This is a genomic window from Alicyclobacillus dauci, assembly GCF_026651605.1.
Lineage (GTDB): Bacteria > Bacillota > Bacilli > Alicyclobacillales > Alicyclobacillaceae > Alicyclobacillus > Alicyclobacillus dauci.
Genome location: NZ_CP104064.1, coordinates 232,714 through 257,187, shown reverse-complemented (window position 1 = coordinate 257,187; position 24,474 = coordinate 232,714). Strand labels below are relative to the sequence as shown.

The 24,474-nt window shown below is 51.0% G+C and carries 23 protein-coding genes; 5 read left to right on the top strand and 18 right to left on the bottom strand.

Going from position 1 to position 24,474, the window contains the following annotated elements:
- Positions 1 to 48: 48 nt before the first annotated feature.
- Together NZD86_RS01265 and NZD86_RS01260 are read right to left on the bottom strand one after the other, a co-directional pair.
- Positions 49 to 1,353, bottom strand: a complete 1,305-nt coding sequence (locus tag NZD86_RS01265; RefSeq protein ID WP_268044663.1) for a uracil/xanthine transporter — start codon at positions 1,351 to 1,353, stop codon at positions 49 to 51.
- 184 nt (positions 1,354 to 1,537) lie between these two features.
- Positions 1,538 to 2,395 carry an MltG/YceG/YrrL family protein gene (locus NZD86_RS01260; RefSeq protein ID WP_268044662.1) on the bottom strand — a complete coding sequence of 286 codons (858 nt, stop codon included), beginning with the start codon at positions 2,393 to 2,395 and terminating at the stop codon, positions 1,538 to 1,540.
- A 315-nt stretch (positions 2,396 to 2,710) separates the two neighbouring features.
- On the opposite strand from NZD86_RS01260, the gene pepF reads away from it, so the two are divergent.
- The gene (pepF, locus tag NZD86_RS01255) at positions 2,711 to 4,525 is read left to right on the top strand and encodes an oligoendopeptidase F (RefSeq protein WP_268044661.1); all 1,815 of its coding nucleotides are present in this window, start codon (positions 2,711 to 2,713) and stop codon (positions 4,523 to 4,525) included.
- Positions 4,526 to 4,646: 121 nt separating this feature from the next.
- On the opposite strand, the gene argJ is transcribed toward pepF, so the two are convergent.
- From argJ to NZD86_RS01225, 6 genes are all read right to left on the bottom strand, one after another.
- Positions 4,647 to 5,867 carry a bifunctional ornithine acetyltransferase/N-acetylglutamate synthase gene (argJ, locus tag NZD86_RS01250; protein ID WP_268044660.1) on the bottom strand — a complete coding sequence of 407 codons (1,221 nt, stop codon included), beginning with the start codon at positions 5,865 to 5,867 and terminating at the stop codon, positions 4,647 to 4,649.
- 557 nt (positions 5,868 to 6,424) lie between these two features.
- A complete protein-coding gene (locus NZD86_RS01245) occupies positions 6,425 to 6,889 on the bottom strand; it encodes a metal-dependent transcriptional regulator (protein ID WP_268044659.1) in 465 nt (154 codons plus the stop codon).
- A gap of 65 nt (positions 6,890 to 6,954) precedes the next feature.
- Positions 6,955 to 8,259 (bottom strand): Nramp family divalent metal transporter, encoded by a 1,305-nt coding sequence (locus NZD86_RS01240; protein WP_268044658.1) that lies wholly within the window; start codon positions 8,257 to 8,259, stop codon positions 6,955 to 6,957.
- Between the two features lie 733 nt (positions 8,260 to 8,992).
- Positions 8,993 to 9,562 carry a manganese efflux pump MntP gene (locus NZD86_RS01235; protein WP_268044657.1) on the bottom strand — a complete coding sequence of 190 codons (570 nt, stop codon included), beginning with the start codon at positions 9,560 to 9,562 and terminating at the stop codon, positions 8,993 to 8,995.
- Between the two features lie 153 nt (positions 9,563 to 9,715).
- Positions 9,716 to 10,375 carry a cadmium resistance transporter gene (locus tag NZD86_RS01230; protein WP_268044656.1) on the bottom strand — a complete coding sequence of 220 codons (660 nt, stop codon included), beginning with the start codon at positions 10,373 to 10,375 and terminating at the stop codon, positions 9,716 to 9,718.
- Between the two features lie 57 nt (positions 10,376 to 10,432).
- Complete coding sequence (locus tag NZD86_RS01225) at positions 10,433 to 10,981, bottom strand: manganese efflux pump MntP (RefSeq protein ID WP_268044654.1); 549 nt, start codon at positions 10,979 to 10,981, stop codon at positions 10,433 to 10,435.
- Positions 10,982 to 11,275: 294 nt separating this feature from the next.
- On the opposite strand from NZD86_RS01225, the gene NZD86_RS01220 reads away from it, so the two are divergent.
- Together NZD86_RS01220 and NZD86_RS01215 are read left to right on the top strand one after the other, a co-directional pair.
- Entirely contained in the window at positions 11,276 to 11,674 is a 399-nt protein-coding gene (locus NZD86_RS01220) for an ArsR/SmtB family transcription factor (RefSeq protein ID WP_407655196.1), read from the top strand.
- Positions 11,675 to 11,832: 158 nt separating this feature from the next.
- Entirely contained in the window at positions 11,833 to 12,471 is a 639-nt protein-coding gene (locus NZD86_RS01215; protein ID WP_268044653.1) for a cation diffusion facilitator family transporter, read from the top strand.
- Positions 12,472 to 12,671: 200 nt separating this feature from the next.
- On the opposite strand, the gene NZD86_RS01210 is transcribed toward NZD86_RS01215, so the two are convergent.
- Positions 12,672 to 14,183 carry an MDR family MFS transporter gene (locus tag NZD86_RS01210; protein ID WP_268044651.1) on the bottom strand — a complete coding sequence of 504 codons (1,512 nt, stop codon included), beginning with the start codon at positions 14,181 to 14,183 and terminating at the stop codon, positions 12,672 to 12,674.
- Between the two features lie 206 nt (positions 14,184 to 14,389).
- Positions 14,390 to 15,364, bottom strand: a complete 975-nt coding sequence (locus NZD86_RS01205) for a S41 family peptidase (protein ID WP_268044650.1) — start codon at positions 15,362 to 15,364, stop codon at positions 14,390 to 14,392.
- A 216-nt stretch (positions 15,365 to 15,580) separates the two neighbouring features.
- Between NZD86_RS01205 and NZD86_RS01200 the strand changes: the two genes are divergently transcribed.
- Positions 15,581 to 15,715, top strand: a complete 135-nt coding sequence (locus tag NZD86_RS01200) for a hypothetical protein (protein WP_268044648.1) — start codon at positions 15,581 to 15,583, stop codon at positions 15,713 to 15,715.
- 190 nt (positions 15,716 to 15,905) lie between these two features.
- Here NZD86_RS01200 and NZD86_RS01195 read toward each other — a convergent pair whose 3' ends face one another.
- Positions 15,906 to 16,076 carry a hypothetical protein gene (locus tag NZD86_RS01195; RefSeq protein WP_268044647.1) on the bottom strand — a complete coding sequence of 57 codons (171 nt, stop codon included), beginning with the start codon at positions 16,074 to 16,076 and terminating at the stop codon, positions 15,906 to 15,908.
- A gap of 19 nt (positions 16,077 to 16,095) precedes the next feature.
- On the bottom strand, positions 16,096 to 16,236 hold the full coding sequence (locus NZD86_RS01190; RefSeq protein ID WP_268044645.1) for a hypothetical protein: 141 nt from the start codon (positions 16,234 to 16,236) through the stop codon (positions 16,096 to 16,098).
- Positions 16,237 to 16,427: 191 nt separating this feature from the next.
- Here NZD86_RS01190 and NZD86_RS01185 point away from each other — a divergent pair, with 191 nt between their 5' ends.
- Complete coding sequence (locus tag NZD86_RS01185; protein WP_268044644.1) at positions 16,428 to 17,690, top strand: MFS transporter; 1,263 nt, start codon at positions 16,428 to 16,430, stop codon at positions 17,688 to 17,690.
- Positions 17,691 to 17,808: 118 nt separating this feature from the next.
- Here NZD86_RS01185 and mctP read toward each other — a convergent pair whose 3' ends face one another.
- From mctP to NZD86_RS01155, 6 genes are all read right to left on the bottom strand, one after another.
- The gene (gene mctP / locus NZD86_RS01180) at positions 17,809 to 19,320 is read right to left on the bottom strand and encodes a monocarboxylate uptake permease MctP (protein ID WP_268044643.1); all 1,512 of its coding nucleotides are present in this window, start codon (positions 19,318 to 19,320) and stop codon (positions 17,809 to 17,811) included.
- A 36-nt stretch (positions 19,321 to 19,356) separates the two neighbouring features.
- Positions 19,357 to 19,569, bottom strand: a complete 213-nt coding sequence (locus NZD86_RS01175) for a DUF3311 domain-containing protein (protein ID WP_268044642.1) — start codon at positions 19,567 to 19,569, stop codon at positions 19,357 to 19,359.
- Between the two features lie 626 nt (positions 19,570 to 20,195).
- Positions 20,196 to 21,413: an IS110 family RNA-guided transposase gene (locus NZD86_RS01170; protein WP_268044641.1), complete on the bottom strand. Its 1,218-nt coding sequence runs from the start codon at positions 21,411 to 21,413 to the stop codon at positions 20,196 to 20,198.
- A gap of 489 nt (positions 21,414 to 21,902) precedes the next feature.
- A complete protein-coding gene (locus NZD86_RS01165; RefSeq protein ID WP_268044640.1) occupies positions 21,903 to 22,235 on the bottom strand; it encodes a hypothetical protein in 333 nt (110 codons plus the stop codon).
- A complete protein-coding gene (locus NZD86_RS01160; protein WP_268044639.1) occupies positions 22,235 to 23,446 on the bottom strand; it encodes an MFS transporter in 1,212 nt (403 codons plus the stop codon). Before NZD86_RS01160 ends, NZD86_RS01165 begins: the two co-directional genes overlap by 1 nt.
- A gap of 44 nt (positions 23,447 to 23,490) precedes the next feature.
- Positions 23,491 to 24,468 (bottom strand): N-acetylglucosamine kinase, encoded by a 978-nt coding sequence (locus NZD86_RS01155; protein WP_268044638.1) that lies wholly within the window; start codon positions 24,466 to 24,468, stop codon positions 23,491 to 23,493.
- Positions 24,469 to 24,474 lie beyond the last annotated feature (6 nt).

Below are 24,474 nucleotides of genomic sequence, written 5' to 3'. Positions count from 1 at the left end.
CACGCCACAATAGGTTACACTCCCTGATGGACTATCAAAAGCTCCATATCACCCGTCCAATCCACGCCATTTGATGGCGAATTCGAGAATGACTGATAACATGATGCCGACCAGCATGCCGTTGGAACAGATAGGTTGCATGATTCCAGGCAGTGTCGTGAAGGCTTGAGACGGCGTACTGAGGACAGCGAGTCCGGCCAGAGTGGGAAGAGCGACTCGGAAAATCGTCCGAAAGTTGAACTGAACCCCCTCAATGTTGTGGAGGGCGGACCCGAACAGTTGTAAATACGCCACGAACAAAACCGCATCACCCACGCTGATAGGCATGGTTGAAAAGAAGCCGACCAGCTGCGGAATGGCACCTAGTAAGATGAACATGAGCGCGCCGATGATAAAAGGTAGCCGCTGAATGATACGAGTGGTGCGCAGGAAGCCGATAGATGACGTATACGGCGCATATGGAACAACGGAAAAAAGGCCCGATAATATAGTGAAGATGCCAGTGACCATGAAGGAGCGGCGATAGCTAGGTGAGCCAATTTCCTCGTCGAATACAGGCTCGGCAGCGCGTAAGGTCGCGATCGTGTTCGTGGAATTGATGATACCAATGACGACCATGGAAACGAGAATGCCTGTTGAATAACGCGGTGTCCCCCAGGAAAAAGTCTGGATCATGCTGGCTAGGCTCGGTGCATCCGCTGGTTGTCCACCAAACAAGAGTGCAAATGCGATCCAGCCGACAATCATACCGATAAGAATGGAGAAATTTCCGAGAACGCCTCGGCCGAAAATCGTGATGAGCATGACTATAACGACAATGCCAATGGAGACAGCTGCGGTCCCTGGCTGAATTTGCGTATGTGTGCCACCGATACCCATCATACCGAGAAAAAAGATATGGATGAGCTGCGCAGACAAGAGGAAAAGCAGAACAGTCATGACCATGGAATTGAAAATTCGTGTAAGAATGCGATCTAAACCGAGAACCCCAAACAACACGACAAATACGCCGGTGACGAGAACGGCAAGCTCCATACCTCCGCCGATGGCACCTAAGGAAAGTCCACTGGACGTAAAAACTGTGACAAGACTTAAAATGGACCCCCACCAAATCCCCGACTGCCCTTCCATGAGAGGCAAACGGTGGCCCAGCAGAACCTGGATGAGACATGCGAGTCCCGTTAGCATAAAGGAACGGGACATCATTCCCGCAATCACTTCGGGAGATAAATGCAGTACGGCCCCAACTGACAGGGGAATGACGACGGTATTGGCAAACATGAAGCTGAGCCACTGAAGACCGGCAAAGCTGTGAAAAAACGCATTCGTGCTTGTCTGATGACTGATACGCAAGGGATCACGCCTCCACGAACAGGCAGGACAGACGGCTCGATTCATCTGTCTGCCCTGTCTATCTATCTTCACCGTAGAATTATACGTGAAAAAGAGGCATGAATGTCCTTAAATTCCAATTCCGTTCACTATAGTAGAACAAACAGGATACCAAAATTAGCTATCCCATCCTCCGACCTTTCCATTACTTCGACGGCTTCGCCTTCAGCACGCCGAGGATCTGGTTCTGCGTCATGCCGGTTTTGAATGTGTATTTGCCGGGGCGAATGTCGCGATCGATGCCGGCATGCTTTAAGACCATGTCAAACTTGACGGCGTCCTCGTGAATCAGATTGTGCGCGTGCAGAAACATGGAAACGTCGTGCACTGACATGCCGGGCTTCAGTGTAAACGTAAGTGTTTTCTGCTTAGAAGCATCTGTCTTTGCCGTGTTTGTGGCCGGAGTCGGCTGCGTTGTATTCGCCGTACCATTCACCGTCCCGTTGGAATCCGCAGGTGGTGTCGTGGCACCTGCGGTCGCATTGCCGGTCACAGACGTCTTTGCCTCCGCACTGGCTGAGCTATTCACGGTCGATCCGCCTGAAGCCGCCAGCACACTGGCCCCCGATGGATGAATGGCATATCCGATGACCCCCGCTATGACGATAGACACGGCGAAGGCCACCCGGTAGATCCAAGGAAAGCTACGAATCGTTTGGTAGTGCATAGAAACCACCGCGTCAATATGCCACGTGTGAAGGCGACACGAGAAGCGAATATCTATGACCTTTTGACCAATCCGGCCTCGCACATAGAGAAGGAATGTTTCCCCTTCAGATTCCGTGACAATAATTTCACCGCGCATGATGGCGCGCCACAGCTTATTCAGGGTGTCCTGACTATCATCAAATAGGCTGCCGGCAACGCGTAAGTACGGTTTGATCTCATTCATAAACATATCTTGTGGAATCTCAGGCAGTCCAAGGTCTTTCATCGCCTGTTCAAACGATTTATGGAGGACGGAACGAATCAAGGGGTTCGACTTAATAAAGGGTTCTTTCATACCTCGTCACCTTTTCATGATGTCTTGTTCACTGTCCCTATTGTACAACCATGAAAAACATGGTGCGTGAAGAACGCGTGACATTGAGAAACCGATGGAGAAAAGCCCACATCAAACGTTACGATCATAGATTCGACATGAATGGCACGAGTCTGGGGGCTGTCGCGAAGGTTTAGCAAAACATCTGAGTTGAGTGACGAGTATTCTCTGTTTTTCGAACATCCTCCGGTTCTCCATGATAGAATGGAAGAAATGGATAACTGAATAGACATTCTTGTCTAACTATTATTACGTCAAGGAGATGTCGAATACATCATGTTGGATCGTTTGACAAGAGATGCTGCACCGAAAGAACTCACCTGGAACCTGGACGACCTATTCACCTCTGATGAAACTTGGTCGAATGAAGTGGAAGCCATTCTCAACGACGCTGAACACTTCACACGATTTAAAGGGCATCTCGTTGACTCGCCTGACGTTCTGCTAGAATGTTTGGAAGCGCAGGAAAAGCTGGATGAACGCATCGTCCGCGTCACGACATATGCTTCGTTGCGCCAGTCCGAAGACGGAACGAACCCGCTCAATCAAGCAAACGCCGACAAATCCGCCGCTTTAGTCGCCGAGGTCGGTGCCAAGCTATCCTTCATTCAGTCCGAGATATTGGCTATGCCGGATGGCGTGATCGACGGTTTTATCCAGAAGACCACTGGCCTCAAACCGTTCGAGAAGACGCTCAGGCAACTGCTGGAATTCAAACCCTACCAACTGTCGCCCGATACGGAAACGGCGTTGGCGGCACTTGGACAAACATTCGGAGCGCCTTACGTCATATACTCCCGCAGCAAATTATCCGACATGCAATTTGACTCCGCAACAGATGCAAACGGCAACCATCGCCCAGTCTCGTTCGCACTCTACGAAGACATCTACGAATTCACACCGGACACCGAGTTGAGGCGGAACGCCAACCAGTCGTTCGTCAAGACGCTCAACCAGTACAAGAATACATTCGCGTCCGCTTACGCAACACAGGTCAACCAAGAAGTAACCATGGCTCGCCTGCGAGGCTTCTCATCCACAACGGAGATGCTGCTCTTCAACCAACAAGTGACACTTGACATGTACAACAATCTGCTGGACGTCATTCAGACCGAGCTCGCACCGCACATGCGGAGGCTCGCGAAGCTGCGTCAGCGTCTCCATGGTCTCGACAAAATGTTGTTCTGCGACTTAAAAGTCCCGCTCGATCCCGATTTCAACCCCCAAACCACCATCTCCGACGCCTCGAAGATGATTCTCGACGCCGTGCAAATACTCGGTCCCGAGTACAGCAAAAACATCGAGGTGGCCTTGCGGGATCGATATGTGGATTATGTGGATAACGTGGGGAAATCCACTGGGGCATTCTGCTCGAGCCCATTCGGCGTACACCCGTATATTCTCATCACTTGGGGCGACACCATGCGCAGCGCCTTTGTCCTCGCGCACGAGCTGGGACACGCTGGGCATTTCGCAATGGCAAACAAGTACCAGCGGATCGGCAACACGCGTCCGTCCATGTACTTCATCGAAGCGCCATCGACGATGAACGAAATGCTCCTTGCCGATCACGTCCTCAAACACACCACCGACCCACGCATGCGCCGCTGGGTCATCAGCCAGCTGCTTGGCACCTACTACCACAACTACGTCACACACTTGCTCGAGGGAGAACTGCAACGTCGTGTCTACCGGCTCGCCGAGTCCGGCAAGGCCATCACGGCCAAACTGCTCTCCGAGCAGAAAGCCGAGCTGCTTACGAACTTTTGGGGTGATGCCGTCGAGATCGACGAAGGTGCGAGCCTCACATGGATGCGGCAGCCGCACTACTACATGGGACTCTACCCGTACACCTATTCCGCGGGTCTCACGGCAGCAACCGCCGTCGCCAAGAAAATTCGCGAAGAAGGCGAATCTGTTGCATCGCGCTGGGTAGAAGTTCTCAAAGCCGGCGGAACCATGCGCCCGCTTGAGCTGATGCAAATGGCCGGCGTGGACATGTCAACCCGCCAGCCCATTTCCGACGCGGTCGCATATGTGGGCAGCCTTGTGGATGAATTAGAGGCAAGCTTCGCGGCGGAAGTCAAATAAAGTCGTCAGCATCATATGATGTGGATAGTTCTGTGGATTGTGGCCACCTGCTGGGGAATTTTGCGGGTGGCCCTATCTGCTTGTACACAGGTTTGTGCACACAGGTGTGCGGAACGTGCCGTTACGTCCGGTAGTCCCCGTTGATCCGCACATAGTCGTAGCTCAAATCGCAGCCCCATGCCGTCGCTCGACCGTCGCCATCGCGGAGGTGAATGTCGATCACGATCTCCCGCTCCTTCAGAATCCCACTCGCCACATCCTCATCAAAACGCTCCGGCTCTCCAGCCTTCATCAAATCAATACGCCCAGCAGCACTCTCAAATGCAATGGAAACACCCGCCGCATCAAACGAAGCACCCGAGTACCCCATGGCTGCGAGAATCCGGCCCCAATTCGCGTCTTCACCAAAAAAGGCCGTCTTCACCAAATTCGAGTTGATGACACTCTTCGCCAGCACACGTGCGTCGGTACTCGTCGCAGCACCCGAGACCTGCACCTCCAGAAGCTTCGATGCCCCTTCGCCATCCCCAACGATCCGCTTCGCCAAAAACGTACAAACATACCGAACTGCATCCCGAAACACACCGTAATCCGGATGCGTTCCCGTCACCGTGTCATTCCCCGCCAGCCCGTTTGCCATCATGAAGACCGTATCATTCGTACTCGTATCACCATCAACGGAAATCATGTTGTACGTGTCCGCGACCGTCTCCCGGAGCAATGCCTGCAGCGTCGCCGCGTCAACGGAGCCGTCTGTCGTGAGCACGGCAAGCATCGTCGCCATGTTCGGATGGATCATGCCGGACCCTTTCGCCATCCCCCCGACAGTCACCGTCTTCCCATCGATCTCAACGCTCACCGCCATTTCCTTCACATATGTATCCGTCGTCATAATTGCCTCTGCCGCAGCTGTACCTGCCTCCCGCGTCTCCCCCAACTCCGCACATGCCGTGCGAATTCCGGCACACACCGTCTCGATCGGCAACGGCACCCCAATCACACCCGTCGACGCCACCAAGACATCCCGATTCGCAATCCCCAACCCAACTGCCACAGACTCGCGCATCTGCGCCGCGTCTCGCAATCCCACGTCACCCGTACACGCATTCGCATTGCCGCTGTTGATGACAACCGCCCGGCCCACAGGCCGTTTGCCAACCGTCTCCTGCGACAACACAACCGGTGCCGCCTTCACTACGTTCGTCGTGAACGTCGCCGCCACGTTGGCTTCACGCGTACTGTAGACCAGCGCAACATCTCTGCCTTCCTTTTTGACCCCCGCACGAATCCCGGATGCCATAAACCCCTTTGGCGCCGTCACGCCACCTTCCAATCGCTTCATCCGCAATTCCTCCCTTTGATTTTATTAAGCTCTCTATCTCGTGTAGCTTAACGGCTGCCCTTGCCGGCCTCCCTGTAAAACCATGTATGACGGGCCACCATGCTGGCCGTAGGTGGCATGGGGTCCAATTTGACGCATTCCGTTAGGCGAGCGGTGCACTGCTTACGATTTAAGGGTGCCAGTTGGTAGTTGGCAGGGTTGGATGTGTATTCGAACTTACGTATATTTATGCTACATAGCATACCAAAATGTTACGGCTAATGTTGAGAGAATTATCGACACAGTTTGTCAGTCCCTTATAGGGAGACTTCAATGACCTCAGATTTATTAAGGGAATTGTAGCGCTGTCTAAGCTTCTATACAGAAGAAGGTCAACCATGTCATAAGACTGGTTGACCTTCTTCTGTATTGAGTAATTCTTAATATCTCACGACTTTGTTACATGTTGTTTTGTTTCCTGGGCGTTGTGTAAAACACGAGTCCTGACAACGTGACGAGTCACCAGTACAGTACCCACGGTAACAGTTCCAACAAGATATTCCATGTTCCTCACCTCCTCAAGGATTGAACGATTCATCATTCTGTACATCTTCATTCTGTACATTGTCGAACTTTCGCCAATTACGATACTGCTCCCACCATTGTGGGTGCAGTTGAATGAAATCGAGGAAATGTCTCATGTTGTTCAATACCTCGTCTGAAACATAATGTTCAACACCTTCAACCGTTTGGTGTACCGTATCTGAGCTATCCAACTCCATACGTTCCAAGAATGCTTTGATGACGGTTCTTCGTTCATGTAATTTTTGACCTCGCTGATACCCATCAGGAGTCATTCGAAACCCCATGTAACGCCTGCGCTCTACGATGCCATCTTTATGAAGTTTCTCAATCATCTTGCTCACAGCGGAGCTGTTGATCTCTAATGTCGTTGCGACATCTTTCACTCGGACGTATCCATGCCTCATGGTCAAATCCCAAATCGCCTCAAGATAGTCTTCTTGTGTCGGACTAAAGGGCATCCATTTACTCACCTCACAAGGTTCGGATCGAGAGTTCCCAATATGAACAGTCGTTACGTGACAATTTAAGTTAATCCCGGAATGGATCCGCCAAACGTGAGATACAGCAGCAACAGGTTTAGGGCCACGATAACAATCGTACTCATTATCGCTAAGACAGTTACGATCCGTTTATTGACCAGTACACCCATGATGTCCCGACGCCTTGTAAAGTAAACGAGAGCTATGACAGGTGCAGGAAGAACGAGGCTAAGTATAACCTGGCTGATGACAAGAGCTTGTGTTGAATCTACTCCGAGCATAATAATTGCTGCTGGCGGAATCATTGTAGCTACGCGGCGAATCCAGAGTGGAATGGTAAAGCCTACAAAACCTTGCATGATAATCTGACCTGCCATCGTTCCGACTGCGGAACTTGAGAATCCAGAAGCTAGTAAGGAGACCAGAAATACAGCGGCTGAGGCTGAGCCGAGCAACGGTGTTAACGTTTGATATGCAGTGGATATGTCTGCGATCTGCGTGTGTCCAGTCCCGTTGAAAACGGAAGCTGACATATACATCATGGATAAATTTACGAACCCTGCGAGTGTTAATGCAATAACGACTTCACGTGTGTTGAAACGACCAATTTTTCGTTTCTCCATGTCGTCCCGTGGAACAATTCGGTTTTGGGTTAGTCCGGAATGTAGATAAACCGCGTGAGGCATCACGGTTGCACCGATCACGCCCACTGCCAACAAAACTGCATTACTGTTACCCATCCAAGGCACGACACTGTGGTACACAATTTGGCTGAACTGCGGTTTCGATAATATGGTCTCCACTACATAGCACAGCGCAATAACGATGACGAATGCCGCTATAAACTTTTCCAGCGGTCTAAAGCCAAAGCGATCGAGCATTAAAATCAAGTACGTCGTAATACCGGTTAGGATCATGGCAATCATCATTGGAATATGAAACAGCAAATTTAAACCGAGCGTCGCGCCCAAAAATTCAGCAAGGTCGGTTGCCATTGCTGCAACCTCGGAAAAACCCCACATAATGTAAGACAACCAACGCGGGCAGTATTCTCTTATCATTTCCGGGAGGTTTTTACCTGTCGCAATGCCGAGTTTAGCTGATAAGTTTTGTAGGAGCATTGCCATCAGATTTGCAAGAACAACAACCCAAAGAAGCTTGTAGCCAAATTCTGAACCGCTCTGAATGTTTGTCGCGAAGTTTCCAGGATCCACATAGGCGATGGCTGCAATAAAAGCAGGACCTAGAAATGGAATTAGAGCGCGAATCCCCCTTTTTTGATTTGTAATTACCGCGCGAGCTGCGATAACAGTCTTACTTTCTTCAATTTGAGCTGACGGTGCACTCATCAAATACACATCCCTTCAATGTGGTTTACAAAGCAACCTGCGTTCGTATATTTAGTCAACGGACAAAGTTTTAGTCAAGGGAAACTTTTTAGGCCGAAATTGCCCGTCAAATAAGCACAGATGCGTCGGGTATGTAGGACAAGTACAATTCGGACAATTAGTGTACACTAAAACTTTTTCCCTTGTGCAACTCTCGGTCCCATAATATGCGCAGGATTGTAAATATGCAACCATAATTTTCTGCTCGTATGAACTCGATAGTGGTGCTTAGTATCTAGGAAACAATTGGATCTTTGTGGTATGTGTCTAGGAGGCTAAGGTATAAGGTTAGGTCACAGAAATACTGGGACGCCAGACTTATGCTACGAGCATAGCCTCTCTTATTGGGCAACAGGTATTGATAACGACTGAATTTGAGTTTGCGCGCTCTCTGTTCCTTTTTTGTGTTATCGCATATAGAGAGTGAAAGTGTGGAATGCACCAATGCGTTTTTTACCTTCATTTGCATTGACATTAACCATACTGGTTTTCCAAGTGATATTTCTAGCATGTTTACGTAATGGAAAGATCAAAGATACGCGGGATGTGGTATGGGTTCTGGTATGTTCCACAATAGGGTCAACGTTATGTAGCGGGGTGATACTCGTCATTACCCATTCACATGCCAGTTAGCTTGTTTTACCTCACGGGTGAAAATGCGGGGAATGTGGACGGATAAAGTTGTTGTGCGCCACTAGTAAACTTGATGGATACCAACCGCAATCAGTAATAAGCCAGCAACAAATGAAGAGTATCTCCCCAACAATCTTGCAAGTACACCGATGCCGATAACGTTGCCAAGCCAAATCATGATGTATCCCCAGATCGTTACACTGGTAACGGTTGCCCAAAATGACGCCGCATTGGAGATTGTGGCTCCGAACCCAGTGACCAAATTCGTGAATGACAGTGCTAAACCCAAAACGATTCCTTGTCTCCACCCTGGTTTTTGCAAACGCGTTTGTTCTTGTTTCTGAGAAATGTGGGGATGAATGTACGCTGAATACCAGAAAAACAATCCAATACAAACAAGTACACTGCAGGCTGTCCATGACGCCTGACTCGCATTAAGGTAGTGTGAGATGATCTCCCCAGCATATGCCCCGAGGAGAGTTGTGAAAAATCCGACAGTATTGACGATAGCATTTACCCAGTGGGGGAACTTTATTTTACCACTGCCGTATGCGATTCCAGTACAACAGTTGTCAAAGTTAGAACCGATACCAATCAAATTTGCTGTAATACATGCACTTAACCAACCCAATTTTCCCCCGCCTCTGCCCTTTGATATCTGTCAGTATACGGGGGAGAGTTTGTGATGAATACGACAAACGAACCATGGTCAGAGCCTGTTAAATTTATCCCTTAATTGTGGATTTGATGAGGGTAACCTACGTAAATGTATATTGCAAGGGGCTTAACGTGTACCAAAGATGGAGAAAGACCCTGCCTCTAGCATAATGTATCCTCCGATCCCAATTAGAATTATGGGGACCGCTAGGTGTCCGTAGCTCTGTATAAATTTACCCAACCATGGGTTGTATACGACTTTGTAGGCGATCCAACACCACACTCCAGTAAGAATGAGGAAAATGATCACCACAATTGCCTGGTGGACCCAGTGTCCTTGCGCGAACAAAGGAATGTACACACTAAGGTTATCAACTCCATTACCAATCACAATGAGCATTACTTTGTAGGTGTTCAAATCAATCAATACGTTCCGGGAATTGGTTTTCGCCTCTTCTTTTGTATAGAACATTTTTACACCCAAATAAATGGGGACGATGCCGAGCAATCCCAACCATGTCTTTGGGATAATCAGTGCTCCAAGTGCCCCTATGGAACTCAGTATAATAAGCAAACACATGCCCAAATACTGACCGGCAACAATATATGCTTTTCGCTTCACTGAATCAGATTGTGAAAAAAGGGCCGTAAGAACGAAAATATCGTCTATGTTTGTAGCAGCAAATGATATACACCCAGTTAACAAGGCTGAATAGACGGTAAGCATGGCGTCGTCCTCATCATCAGTTTTCATTTGGATAGAGCTATTTGGAGTATCGGTTGCCAAGTCGTCATTCACCTACGCAATGACAAAAAACTGGGGAGGCAACCTGGTTGAAGCTGCTCACCAGACCAAAAACAAGCAACCGACAGCAACCAAGCATATTGAACCCAAGAAGCTCCCTGATAATCCGTAATCATTTCCGATTTTCCGACCAAGTCGTATACCGAGATACCCCGACACTACCCCAACAAAAGTAAATGCAAAGAGTATAGCCAAAATAATGTGAAGATGCATTGAAACGCCGATCCCAGTAGAAAAGCATTCCGTACTAACTGCGAATGCGAGGGATACAGTTTTTGATTGAAGCAAAACTTCATTTTCCTTGCGATCACGAATTGTACCAACCAAAAAGAAGAAACCTGTGGAAATAATAATTATTCCACCAAGTATCTCCGAAAAATCACCCATTAGCATATGCAGATAGGTACCAACAGTAATCCCAGCGAAGGAGAACAAAAGGTGAAAGACCCCAACATATATTAAAAAAAGTTTTAATGATCTCGAACTTACCTTGCCTGTTCCAAGACTTGCACCAACGAAAAACACATCAATACCTAGTGTTAATGTCAGGAAAAACAACTCAATGACTTCTTCGTAATTCGTAAACACCGGCCACAAAAGCCCCCCTTCTGTACTTTAATTACCTATGCTTTAAGGAGGGACAAGATTCTATGGGCCGTTATTTACATTACCTGGAACGGGGTGGGATACAAATGGAACGCCTTCAGCAGGTGACGTAAAGCCCAGACATGTGGCAATTTTTTCTGTTTATCCTACATGTACTCAGACTTTGTCATGCACTGTCGGACGTATATGAGATTTGTGGTCGTTTATGAAGAACAATGGAAGACCCAGAGTATATAATGAGTATATGAATAAATGATCATATAGGTGGTGTGTCTGTTGGAGCATAGTCAAGATGCATGTTGTAACGTAGTTCACTTAGATTCACTAAATGACTGTGTTGAGCAACTAGAAACTCACGTCGTTGATGATCTGTCTGAAACGTTTAAAGCCCTCGCGGACCCAACGCGAATTCGCATTCTGTATAACCTCTCCAAGCGGGAACTATGTGTTTGCGGTTTAGCTGAATTATTAGATATGACGCAATCTGCGGTATCGCATCAGTTACGGCATCTCCGTGATCTACGTTTGGTGAAAAACCGCAGGGAAGGCAATACCATTTATTATCGTCACGATGATGCACACATTATGGGGTTACTACAAATGGGGATCGACCATGCGACACACATAAATCACGAGAGTGCGTCGGCTAAGGGGTCAATAAATGAGCACGCATAGTCACAGTCATGACCATACACACGATCACTCCCATGCCCCAGCAGGGAAGATGAAATTGGCGTTTTCATGACACTGATTATTTTAGCTCATCCGCATCATGATGATTTGCTTTGTGCGACGAGCGAAAGACATCACTATCATTAAAGGGGGGGAAGTCAATGGGTACACGTGCGGCATTCGTTAAAAAAGGGATTAATATTGAACTCGTATCGATTATTTGGATGGTCATTGAAGCTGCTGTTGCGATTGGCTCAGGGATTATTGCACATTCTTTATCGCTCGTCGCTTTCGGGGTGGATAGCATTATTGAATTGGTGGCAGGTGCTGTACTTCTTTGGAGACTCATCATTGAAGCGCGAGATGCCAGCGTTGCTCGGGTGAAATGGGCAGAAAAAACATCTTCCTGGGTAGTGGGAATCGCTCTTTTGTTACTCACGGTTTATATCGTAGTCACGTCGATTGATAAGCTTGTCACCCATCAAGGAGCGGAAACGAGTTTCTTGGGAATTGGATTAGCGATTGCTTCGGGCGTTATCATGCCGTATCTTTCGAGAACGAAAAAACGGATAGGTTCAGAGATTGGCAGTAAAGCACTGCGTGCGGACGGATCATGCAGTATGGTTTGTGCGTACATGGCGTGGATCGTGTTAGCTGGTGTGATTTTGACCGCACTCTTTGGTTGGTGGTGGATTGATTCCGTCGCTTCTCTCGCATTGGTATACTACGTTGTTAAAGAAGGATGGGAAGCGGTCGAGGAAGCTCGTGGAAAGGAAGATACATGTGGCTGTTGCCACTAAAATCCCATACGCTTTCACTCAAGGGAATAAAACTCCTCCGTTCATCCGTACCGTGCGCGCCGAATGCCCCCGCACCCAGCACACCTTCCCTGCATAGAGCAAAACGGTCCCTGTCGTGGCCTGCCTAGACAGGCATGCGACAGGGACCGCTGGAAGCGCGATGCAGGCAGCCGAGCATCCGGCACCAAGCACCGAGTGCATCAGTGCGATTGTGATACCTGTTCTTGATGCTCCATGACCTTTCGATGGGACGGCAGCATCAAGGTGACAATGAAGTTGACGATAGCAATGGCGAACATCAGGACGAAGATCAAGTGGATGCCGTGTGCCAGCGTTTGGCGAACGATTTGCATGACATCCGCTGAGATGTGAGACGCTGCACCACTTGTGCCTTGGGCGTTCATGACCGCGTTGACGTTGAAGCCTGCTGGCGTGTGAAAGTGCGTCTTCGCGTAATTCGTGATGGATGAATTGAACATGGTACCAAAGATGGTGACGCCGACGGTTTGGCCTAGGGATCGGACGAATGTGTTTGAGGCCGTCGCGGCGCCGCGCATTTGCCAGCCGACGGCAGACTGCACCATGACGGTGGTCGGTGTCACGGCATAGCCCATGCCGAGGCCCACGATGACCATGAGGCCGACAAAGTACCAGTATGGCGATCCCAACGAAACAGCCATCATCCACGCACTGCCCGCAACGACGAGAGCGGAGCCGATGACAGTCGTGGCCTTGGCGCCAAGGCGATACATATAGCGACCTGCAAACGTCGATCCCAACGGCCAAGCAATGGACATCGGCATCAACGTCAACCCTGAAGCCGTAGCCGAGTGACCCAAAATGGTTTGGATCCACATGGGCAAGTAAACGTTCGCGCCGATTAAGACGAACGAAAGCAAGAAGGCGATGATGTTGGAGACGCCGATGGCCGGGATCGCGAAGAGGGACAAGGGTAACATGGGCTCCTTGACTCTCGATTCCACGACCAAGAACAACGCGATGAACACGGCCGACACGATAAACAAGGTGATGATGGTTGCGGACCCCCAGGGGTATGTGCTGCCACCGCTCAATAACGCGTAGAGAAGAGCGGAAATCCCGATGGTGAACACGATAGCCCCGAGGTAGTCGACCTGCCTGGCCTTCTTCTCAAACGTCTCGTGAAGGAATGCCAGAACTAAGATCAGCGAGACGGCTCCGACTGGGAGGTTGATGTAGAAAATCCAGCGCCAGGAGATGTGATCGACAAACAAGCCGCCCACAAGCGGACCAAGCAAACCGGCAACGCCCCAGACGGCGCTGAACATGCCCTGCATTTTGGCGCGTTGTTCACCGGGGTAGAGATCGCCGATGATGGTAAAGGTGACTGGCATGACGGCGCCGGCACCGATGCCCTGGAAGGCACGGAACCAAATGAGCTGCGGCATCGTTTGGGCAGCCCCCGAGAGCATGGAGCCGAGAACGAACAAGATGACGCCGATGCTGAAAATCATCTTGCGGCCGAAGAGATCGGCTAGTTTCCCATAAATGGGCGTGGTCACGCAAGTCGTCAGGGTGTAGATAGCAAACACCCAACTGTATAGGTTGAGTCCCTGAAGTTCCTTTACGACATGCGGCATCGCCGTGCTGACGACGGTGACATCAATGGCGACCAATAAAACGGCAACCAACATGGCGATGGTGACCATCTTACGGTTTGTCGTTTTCTGCATATTTCGCTTTATCCCCTCATAATCAAAATGAATCCAATGTCCTGTCACAGAGCTCAGCCAAACATACTTGTGTTTTGTTGGCTGCTAAACAGCCCGTGCACCAAACACATTTTAGCGTGATCGTCCATCAATTGATAGTCGATCACGCTAAAAATTACCGATGCCAATCGGCCCAGCTAGGATTGTAAAAGATGACAGCGTGGGTGCTATTTTTCGTTCTGGATTTCGCTCAGTTTTTCCGCAACCTCATCTTGCAGCAGGTCAGGCAGTGACGGCAGCGATGCGATATACTGTAGCGCTCGCTCGTACGCGCATGTCAGAGCGTGTTCCGCATCGACGGCGACATCTGGTTCTACGCCCACGCCCTCCCAATTTGTTCCCGTAATGGGGTGGATTGCGCGTCCCATTGGAATAAACGAAACGAAGTCCTCAGTCAGCCGAAAGATTTTTCCCGGATTCGCACCGCCGAGCGTCGTCTCGCCCACGATCACGCCTCGACGATATTGCTTGAGCGTATATGCAAGATCCTCGGCGCCAGAGAACGTCCGCCGTGACGTCAGTACATAGACCGGTTTTTCACCGTAGTGGCGACCGGGTACATAAGGGAGACTCCACGTCTGTTCGATCCGCTCTCCCTTACGCCAATACATCGAATCTAAGTGGACGGCCGGACAAAACAAATAGCCACAAATCAGGCTAACCATGCTGGGCACTCCTCCGCCATTTTGACGAAGGTCGAGAATGAGTGCATTCGTGTGTGATACAAAGTTGAAAGCCGCAGCCGCGGTTTCACCGGCCACCTCCGCGGGCATAAGCGTCCGAATGTCGATGTATCCAACATTCCCCGGCAATCGCTCTACTCGTTGGAATCCAAAATTGGTCGTCTCCCCCTCCCGTCGAAATTCCTCCAGCAGGTCAGGAGTCAGCGTCATACTGTCGTCTTCGGCGGGATCGAACTCACCTGGATGAAACCGAACTCTCACATGTCGATCCCGATGCACTTCATATAAATCATCAGTCAACCTGTCAGCGAATTGACGAGGGTCCGCAATGCCGTCATACTTCCCACTGAGTTCTCCCATAAGCAGAGTGGCCAGCCGCTCACCCACTTCTGGATAGATATAGTATTCCTTGAGGCGCTCAGCAAGTGCACGCATAGCCTCACGGTATCGATCTGTCATGAACACGGCAACTCCCTAATATACCAATTTTCTATCTATTCTATCAGTTCGTTGGGCAATCATATCGTCGTCTTTCCGTGGCAAGCGAAAGTTTTTCTCGCCACGTTGCTCCGAATGACATTTACATATTTGGACATGTTATACATATAACGTGACATGGTGCGTCGTGAAATGCCGCTTACAAGCGTAACGATGTCAGACATATGAGGTGACGATGTGACAAAAGAATCAGGCAAGTCTAACGAAGAAACCATTTGGGAAATGTACGTCACGAAGTGCAAAGAGGAAGGCAAAGAACCGTCAGTCAAGGATTTTGCGGCTTGGACGAAGTCCCTTTTGGCCAATCTGTGATAATAACATACTTTTCGGGTACGCCGCACTCCGGCTCGGCCGCGGAACGGACTCTTGTTCCTTAGTTCGCAACATTTTATCTCTTCAACGGCAAACAAGACACCGGGAGTCCGCTGTTGGCACCGAAACGGCCACCCGGTTCCCGCGATTGACCCGATAGAGGCACTCGATTCCCTTGACGAATCTCTGGTCACTGAAGTATGCCTACAACGGACCATGATTCCTCTATTCGAAAACGCTGCACGGCCCCACCGAGTCGGCCGCGAACGGTGCCCCCTAGTTCCCTAATACCGCTAATCACCACGCGCCGCCGGCGGCCCGGCCCTGCGGCGAACGAATCCCATACCCTAGATCCGTCCACCAGCATATTTTGGTTACGATTACTGCTTAGAACCGGGATCGCATGTCGAAGAATGACGCCGATGTAGACTCGTGTACTTCCACAGTTCTCTCGATTTCTTTTCCAGCACAACCCGATCCAGTTCCACCAGTTTCATAGCGAGGTACACGTTTGGACTCATTCCCGTACGCCTCCTTGTATGTTGTACGGAAATCGTACGACTTTCTGCTTGCCGAGAAATCGGCCTGAAGGCGTAAGTTCACATAGGTCTTTTGCACTAGATTGGAAAAACTCGAAAACACCCCCGTCGCCGGCGGCAGCACAATGTGCTATTCTCAGAAGGTTGTTATTCTTCTGGAGGTAACCGGGTCTATGGCATCCATCTTTCGAGACTATCTAGACGTTCTTATCGCGGCACATCGCAATGTTCGTCTATTCTTCATAGCAACTTTCCTGTCCCAAATCGGCCAGGGGTTCTTCGGCATTCTCTACAACTTATATATCAAGAGCATGGGCCTGCCCGATACCGTGGCAGGTGCGTATGTGGCGGCGAATTCACTTGCGAGTACGCTGTCGTTGGTTCCTGCGGGGATGATCAGTGACAGGTACGGCCGCAGCAAATCCGTCCTCATCGCCACGGCGCTTTTGGGCTGCGTGATGGTTGGGCAGGTGTTTGTGCAGGTACCGTGGATGATCGTGCTTGGGGCTTTCCTGTCGGGGATGTTCACATCGGTGATTTGGGTCTCCGTACTGCCTCTACTCGCAGAAAACACGGCGAAGGAAGACCGCTTTCACCTATTCAGCATGAACTTCGGGCTCGGACTCATCGCACAAGTTTTCGGGAGCATGATTTCTGGAGGCCTGGCACAGGTGTTCACAGCCTTTCTCGATCCCGTTTGGTCCCTCCGCCTCACCCTTCTCTTCGGCGCACTCGTCATGTTCACGTCACTCGTTCCATTCTCGCGCATTGCGGATCCTCCTCGATCTCCAAAAACATCGGCCCATTCATTCAAGTTGTCCGGGGCGCTAAGCCGATTCAAGGCTCAAAAGTCACAATTGTGGCTGATCACCAAATTCGCCATCGCTTCGACGCTGATCGGGTTCGGTGCAGGCCTTGTTATTCCGTATTTGAACCTGTACTTTGCCGAACGGTTTCACATGACGAAGGCTGGCATTGGCATTGTCATCGGATTGGCACAAGCTGTCACAGCGCTGGCCATGTTCGTTGGTCCTGCCATGGCGAAGCGCATGGGACCCGTTAAAGCGGCTGTCTCGTTCCAACTCGCTTCCATCCCGTTTCTCCTGACCACCGCTTATGCCAACAATGCCTTGTTCGCGTCTGGTGCCGTCATCATCCGAAACGCGCTCATGAACTGCGCCAACCCGATCCAAGACTCCATCATGATGGCCCTCGTCAGCGAGGATTTACGGGGCTTCGCTGTCAGTGCCGGGCAAACACTATGGAGCCTCGGCTGGGCTGTCATGGGCCCTGTCAGCACACATATCGTCCACCAATTCGGTTCCTACAACGGCTATGCTATCGTGTTCACGGCGACCGCGATCCTCTATTTAATCGGGGCTATTTACTATTTCATTGCGTTCGGAAAACACGAAGCCGAGGTGGTACAGGAATAAGCTCGGCCCTCTCGCCTGGAGACATGGGCGGGCGGGGCTTCGCATTGGGGCTGAATAAAATGGAAAACGGGCGGATCGTCCATGTCGATCCGCCCGTTCACAATTACCCATTTTCCACTTACATGCTCGCTTCGGTGTAATAGTCAGCTGCAGTGGTCTTATCCTCACCTTGGCCGACCTTTACGGCGTTAAAGACAAGCGACAGAACAACCGTCACGATGATGTTTGCGATGAGGGCCCATATCCCAGCATAAGCCGGCATCGCCTGACCAAACAGGTGCAGCACATAGGTTGTTGATTTATATCCAGTTGTGCCCCACATATAGATGCCGTACACGATACCGACGATCCACCCGATGAGATATGCACGACGATGGAACCAACGTGTGTACAGGCCGAAAATCAGCACAGGCACCGTTTGTAACACGAGGATACCGCCGACCTGTTGCATGCTGATGGCGTACTGTTGCGGGAAACCGATGATGAACACCAGTGCGCCCACTTTCACGATCAGCGACACGAACTTCGCAACCTTCGCCTCGTGCTGCGGTGTCGCATTTTTCACAAAGTACGACTTGTAAATATTGCGCGTGAACAGATTCGACGCCGCGATCGACATGATAGCTGCTGGAACCAGTGCTCCGATGGCAATGGCCGCAAAGCCAAAGCCGGCAAACCACTGCGGAAACTCTTTCAAAAAGAGAAGCGGTACAGCCGCGTTCGACGACTTCGTATGAATGCCCGCAGCCAACGCCATGAACCCGAGCAGCGCAATGATGCCGAGTGCGAACGAATAAGCGGGCAACAGTGCCATATTCCGTTGGACTACTTTGCGGCTGCTTGCGCTAAACACACCCGTCATCGAATGAGGATACAAGAACAGTGCCAGCGCGGAGCCAAGCGCGAGTGTGCCATAAACGGAGAACTGTGCCGGCGTTGCCACAAAGGCACCTTTCGGCGTGTGTGTGGCCAAAGCTGCTTGCGCGCTTGTGAAAATGTGGCTGAATCCACCGAGCTTCATTGGCATGACGATAATGGCAACGATAACTGTGATATAAATCATCAAGTCTTTCACGACCGCGATCATCGCCGGCGCCCTCAAACCACTCGTATACGTGTAGAGCGCGAGGATGATAAACGCCGCGATCAAAGGCCACTCACCACCGACACCCATGGCAGCGATAACAGCCTGCATGCCCGTCAACTGTAGCGCAATGTACGGCATGGTCGCGACAATACCTGTGATGGCAATGGCCAACGACAGCAGTCTGTCGTCGAACCGACCTTCAATAAAGTCTGAAGCGGTTACATATCCGTGCTTCTTCGCAACCGACCAAAAACGCGGGAGAATCATAAAGAAAATCGGGTACACGACGATGGTGTAAGGCACTGCGTAAAAGCCCAGTGCCCCGGCGCCGTACATCAATGCCGGAACGGCGATAAATGTGTAGGCAGTGTAGAGATCGCCACCGACGAGGAACCACGTCACGATAGTCCCAAACCGACGGCCCGCGAGGCCCCACTCTTCGATATGACCGAGATCGCCTTTGCGCCACCTCGCTGCGACAAACCCCAGTACGGTTACAAGTAGAAAGAATATAATAAAAACAGTCAGTGCGGCCCATTTCATAGGGATGTAAATCCTCCTCTCACTAGTTCAATGAAATTATGAATCCTTGAGTGCAAGGTACATCACGGATGTAACGAGCGCACTGATGATGACCCACAACATTTGGTACCAATAGAAAAAAGGAATGCCCCACAATTCCGGCGATACGGACGAATAAAATGACGGAAATAACGTTCCAATAAGGGGAACCAACACAAGCAAATACCACCACGGACTACCCTTTTTCTTTTTCGGTTGTGTGTTGTCCACGCGGCGACCTCCTCTCTTGAATCTACATTTCTCTCTTGTTTGACCACTTGCCTGACGCCATCACCCACAATATCTAAATTGCGTGATAAATAGAATTTTAGCAATCCTCACCTGGTTGTAAAGAGGCAATGTTTTCGAGGGGAGTAGATAGGTTTGCGAGTTCGGAGAGGATGGATCGGCACTGGGATGTAGGTGTTTATCCCAAGGTAGAAACATGAAGCACAGCGGGGAACACCCACATCAATTTCTCATTTTTCACCAATGCTTTAAAATTGTCACCCCATTATCCTGCATTCACAATTATGATATCTGCCCATGAGAGAAACAGAAACAACCAAACAAGTTAGGTTTCGTACCGGAGAGAAAAGACGGCAACCTTAATTGGAAATATAAACTAAAAACATGTAGACATCACCAAAAGAACAGACAGGTGAATCTGGCTTCAAGTCGAATAGCCTGATTAAGCTATTTGAATGAGGTGTACATATGCAGCGGTTCAAAATACTATTCATACCTATTACACTATCCTGAAAATAATTGAGCGATGACCAGGGTAAAACGACATACTGAAATAAGCCCCCCACAAGATGGGTTTTAAAAGGAACTCTGTGATGTCTGGAGGTCATTTATGCAACAGGTTTTACGGTGACCTCCAACCCGAGTGATTGCAACTTCCGGATCGCCTGCTTTACGACTGCGTCTTTCTTGCGTGCTTCGTAATATGTTGGGCCGAGTTCAATATAAGGCTGACGTCGCTGTAACACGTAATACACGATGGTTAAGATGCTGTGGGCCACTGCAACTGCTGCACGGTTTTTGCCTCTTCGAGCTGCAATTCGATGGTACTGGGCAGAGAGATAAGTCTGCTTCGTTCTCGCCGCTGCGCGTGCTGCTTCCACCAGCGCTGCTCTGAGTTTTTGATTCCCTTTGCGTGTTTTCCCCGACTTTCGTTTCCCGGCGCTTTCATTGTTCCCTGGAGCCAGTCCTGCCCAAGAGCATAAATGGGCAGCAGACGGAAATTGGGTCATGTCTGTCCCAATTTCAGCCAGAATTTGTTCTGCTGTTCGTCGACCGACACCGGGGATGGTGTCCACTAGCTCCAGGTCTTCTTCAAAAGGGAGCATGCGCTCCTTGACTTCTTCATCCAGCCGGGCAATCTCTTCATCCAAGTAATCGATGTGACGTAATTGGGCTGCCAGCATCATTCGTTGGTGGGAGCCCATAAGCCCATTCAGTGCCTTGTGCAAATCGGCCTTCTTCGCCTTCATCCGGCCTTTGGCTAACCCTGACAATACCTCCGGGTCTTCTTCTCCGTGGATCATTGCTTCCAACATCGCCCGCCCAGATTTGCCAAGTGTATTGCTGGCCACTGCAGAAAGCTTGATGTTGGCACCTTCCAACACCTTTTGAACCCGATTCACCTCTCTTGCCCGCTTGTCAATGAGACTTCGGCGGTAGCGAATGAGTTCTCGTAGTTCCCGTTGTTCACGGTTGGGGATGTAACTGGCTTGCAACAGCCCGTGGCGGAGCAATCCGGCGATCCATTCGGCATCCTTCACATCGGTCTTACGGCCCGGAACGTTCTTCATGTGCTTGGCGTTCACCACAAGCACTTGACAGTCCGCCGACTCCAGAAGGTTGTAGATTGGCTTCCAGAATGAAGCTGTGCTTTCCATAGCAACATGCGTGCATTCATGTTGTCCTAACCAGTCAACCATCTCCAGGAGATCCTCCGTCATCGTGGAGAACGTGCGAATCTCCTTGGCCTCCGGCGTCAGCACACAGGCGACCACCGTCTTCTTGTGCACATCGAGGCCGCAACAACGTTCGTATACGACATCCATGCCAATCCTTCCTGATGGACTGGTAATATTGAAGGGCTGGTGCAACGACCATAACGGATCATTCTATCCTGCGTGCTTCTCCGAGGAGGAGAGCGACATTCTGTGGTGCACCTGGTCGTCGTAGTCAGTCTAATCAGCGGGCTCGAGGCACCAAGGAGTGACGACCTGCCTTCGCCAGCCACCAAAAAATCATTCAACACAAAGGCATTTTCATCCTTCTGCTGGTGCCGCCCCGGCGGCATGGGAGTCTAATTAAGATTGTAATACCGAAAGTGCCTGTAACCCGCATATAGGTCGCGTACTAATAATAACTGGGTAATTCACAGATACGGTACTAAGAACGGGGTTCTACACGCGGAGCGGGCTAGGGCAGACCGGGTTGCGGAGGTGGAGTCCTGCGGGTGCCCCGGATGGTGGTGCCCCGCCGAAGTGAATGGAATAGCGGATCGCAAGTCCCTTGTGAAGGGTACTTCAATACTCTCTGGATGACTAAGGGAACCCAGGGTCTTTATTCGCCTCATTTTGTCGATCCGGCCGCTGAACATCCGGAACAACGGACTCCCCGGTCCCTTCTCTGCGGTGGCTTGAGACAGAGTGATCAACTAGGGAATACCAGGGCCTTATCGCGGCCGCTGAGGTCACGCCTAGAGTCCCATCCGCTAGGCTAGCTGCAACGCCGCGCACAAGCCGCCAGCCACCCGGCCAAACCTGCGGCAGCGCCGCCCGCAAGCCGCCATGCCCCACAGGCCCGCAGCACCACGCCAACATCCCTGCCCCCACCGCGCGCAAGTCCCTTCCAACTCCACGGTCCACACACCACATCAGTCCCGCGTCTCCGCCGCCTGAACACTCGGCGCGTTGTCAAATTGCCCGTGCTTCCGCATAACGCGCAGAAGTCCAATCATCCCGAGGACGCCGACTGCGCTGACGACAGTCGAACAGGCGTACAGCGTGCGAGGGCCGAATGCTTGCAGAACAACGCCGCCGAGTGCGCTCGCGATCATCGCCGCCAGACCGACGTTCACTGCACTGTACACCGTCTGAGCTGTCGTCCGATTGGAAACCTCACTGAACTGACTGGCGACTGCGACACCAGCTGCAAACGAGATCCCGAAGGATAGTCCATGTAACAATTGGAGACAAAATAACACCCAGGTTGGGGGACCAAAAGCCAGTATCAACCAGCGAAATAGAAATACGCTACTCGCCAGGAGCATCATCCGTTCGGCCCCGTACCGCTCAATCCATCTGCCGGAAATGAAGAAAAACGGCAGCTCACTGAAGGCACCGAAACTGTAGATGAGACCGAGCAGCCCAAGCGGTCGGTGCAAGCCGCTGTAGTAAAGCGTGAAGAAGTTTGAATTCATCTGCGTACTGATGGAGACGAGGAGGGTAAAGACAAGCAGCCAGACAAAACGGCGGTTCTGCACGAGCTTGCCAATCCCAGAAAAGGGCGAAAGTGTGCGTTTTCCTGACACAGTTACAGGTGCTTCCATGTCGGCTTTTGGGTACAGCAGCAACCCGACAAGTGCCATCGCGGCGGCAATTACGTAGAGAGGAACAATGGTGCTGACATTCCCTTCATGGTACAGTCGGCCCGCTATGCCCACCGTAATGGCATAGCCAAGGGAGCCAAACAACCGAACTTTCCCATAGTTTCGGGCGCCAGCATTGAACACGGTCATGCTGTCCATCACCGGGATCAGCCCGGTCTGAAATGCGGCTATCAGGGCTGCAACGACGACGTAGGGGAAAAATCCGTGGAGCAGGGGAAATGTGAGGACAAGTAACGGGCACACGATGAGGCCCACGTAGACCGTTCCTTTTCGCCAACGAAACCAGTCAGTAAAAATTCCCCACATAGGCTGAACCACGAGTCCCACGAGTGGCATGACGGCCAAGACAATACCCACTTGACTGCTGCTGAGTCCCCGCGTCGTCAGGTACAGGTTAAAGTAGGGTGCAAAGACGGCAACGGTCGTGTAGAACAACAGATAATAGACGCTCATCCGAATGTAAGATGATGGCTTCATTTCGTCTTTCGCACTCCTTACTGTCCTGATGGAACGCGATCCAATTACGAAGTCGCGCGTACCGCTTCCTCCCAGGCGTCGATAAGGCCACTCGTAGCAGGCTCCCCGCTCCATGAACCACTTTGGGAGAATGCCAATGCCCGCAAGGCTGCACCAGCGGATGCCCGCTCCTTGAGGACAGTAAACGTCAACTCGGGCAAAGCGAGCCGGACCTTATCCGCCAGGACAGGCGTATTGGTGAACAGGCCGCCTGCCAGAATCACTTTATCCGAAATGTCATCTGACAGCTGGGTGCGGACGGATCGAATCAGTGCGACGTGATTGTCCACCGCCTCTGCGACAATGCGCGCCGCAACCTCGTCATGCGTGGCCTCAGCGAGGACGTGAGGAGCAAATGATGCGATTGTCCCTACTGGGTGGTGCGATCCGTAGATTTTTGGAATGATCTCGCCCGGTTGGGCAATACCAAACTGTTCCTTGGTCCGCTCCCACAAAGTGGTCTCCGGTCCCCGACCTTCCCGGCTTTGAACGGCGGCCATCAGTCCGGCTCTACCAATGACAAACCCGCTGCCTTCGTCGCCAATGAGGTTCCCGTAGCCTCCGGCCCGAACGACTTTGCCACGATCGCTCTCGCCTACCGCTATGGAGCCCGTGCCAGCTATCAACACCACTCCGGACGAGCCGCGCGTGCCCGCTGCCAATGCGGCCAGCGCATCGTTGGCAACCTCGACTTTTGCGTTCGGAAAGAGCGGTGCGAAGTGGGACCTCACGCGCTCTCCTTGCTCCGGTCGATCCACACCAGACATACACAACGACAAGCCTTTCACGTCATCGACGGAGCCGCCGGCTTCCCGCGTTACCGTGCGAATCAGTGTTTCCACCGTTTCCATAGCTTGTTCCCAGCCAACGGTGCTCGGGTTACTAGCTGCACCAGCGGACACGTTTCCCCGTCTGTGCTCAAGGTCAAAGGCAAAGACTTCCGTCTTCGTCCCCCCGCCGTCAACGCCAATATATAACTTCATGTCGTC

Bases quoted from the DNA above. Each gene is read 5' to 3' on its own strand.
- NZD86_RS01165 (WP_268044640.1), bottom strand. From the start codon at position 22,235: ATGTGGTGTGTGGACCGTGGAGTTGGAAGGGACTTGCGCGCGGTGGGG.
- NZD86_RS01185 (WP_268044644.1), top strand. From the start codon at position 16,428: ATGGCATCCATCTTTCGAGACTATCTAGACGTTCTTATCGCGGCACAT.
- mctP (WP_268044643.1), bottom strand. From the start codon at position 19,320: ATGAAATGGGCCGCACTGACTGTTTTTATTATATTCTTTCTACTTGTA.
- NZD86_RS01155 (WP_268044638.1), bottom strand. From the start codon at position 24,468: ATGAAGTTATATATTGGCGTTGACGGCGGGGGGACGAAGACGGAAGTC.
- NZD86_RS01190 (WP_268044645.1), bottom strand. From the start codon at position 16,236: ATGAGTCCAAACGTGTACCTCGCTATGAAACTGGTGGAACTGGATCGG.
- NZD86_RS01240 (WP_268044658.1), bottom strand. From the start codon at position 8,259: ATGAGTGCACCGTCAGCTCAAATTGAAGAAAGTAAGACTGTTATCGCA.
- NZD86_RS01245 (WP_268044659.1), bottom strand. From the start codon at position 6,889: ATGCCCTTTAGTCCGACACAAGAAGACTATCTTGAGGCGATTTGGGAT.
- NZD86_RS01210 (WP_268044651.1), bottom strand. From the start codon at position 14,183: ATGCAGAAAACGACAAACCGTAAGATGGTCACCATCGCCATGTTGGTT.
- pepF (WP_268044661.1), top strand. From the start codon at position 2,711: ATGTTGGATCGTTTGACAAGAGATGCTGCACCGAAAGAACTCACCTGG.
- NZD86_RS01205 (WP_268044650.1), bottom strand. From the start codon at position 15,364: ATGACAGATCGATACCGTGAGGCTATGCGTGCACTTGCTGAGCGCCTC.
- NZD86_RS01215 (WP_268044653.1), top strand. From the start codon at position 11,833: ATGGGTACACGTGCGGCATTCGTTAAAAAAGGGATTAATATTGAACTC.
- NZD86_RS01160 (WP_268044639.1), bottom strand. From the start codon at position 23,446: ATGAAGCCATCATCTTACATTCGGATGAGCGTCTATTATCTGTTGTTC.
- NZD86_RS01170 (WP_268044641.1), bottom strand. From the start codon at position 21,413: ATGGATGTCGTATACGAACGTTGTTGCGGCCTCGATGTGCACAAGAAG.
- argJ (WP_268044660.1), bottom strand. From the start codon at position 5,867: ATGAAGCGATTGGAAGGTGGCGTGACGGCGCCAAAGGGGTTTATGGCA.
- NZD86_RS01260 (WP_268044662.1), bottom strand. From the start codon at position 2,395: ATGAAAGAACCCTTTATTAAGTCGAACCCCTTGATTCGTTCCGTCCTC.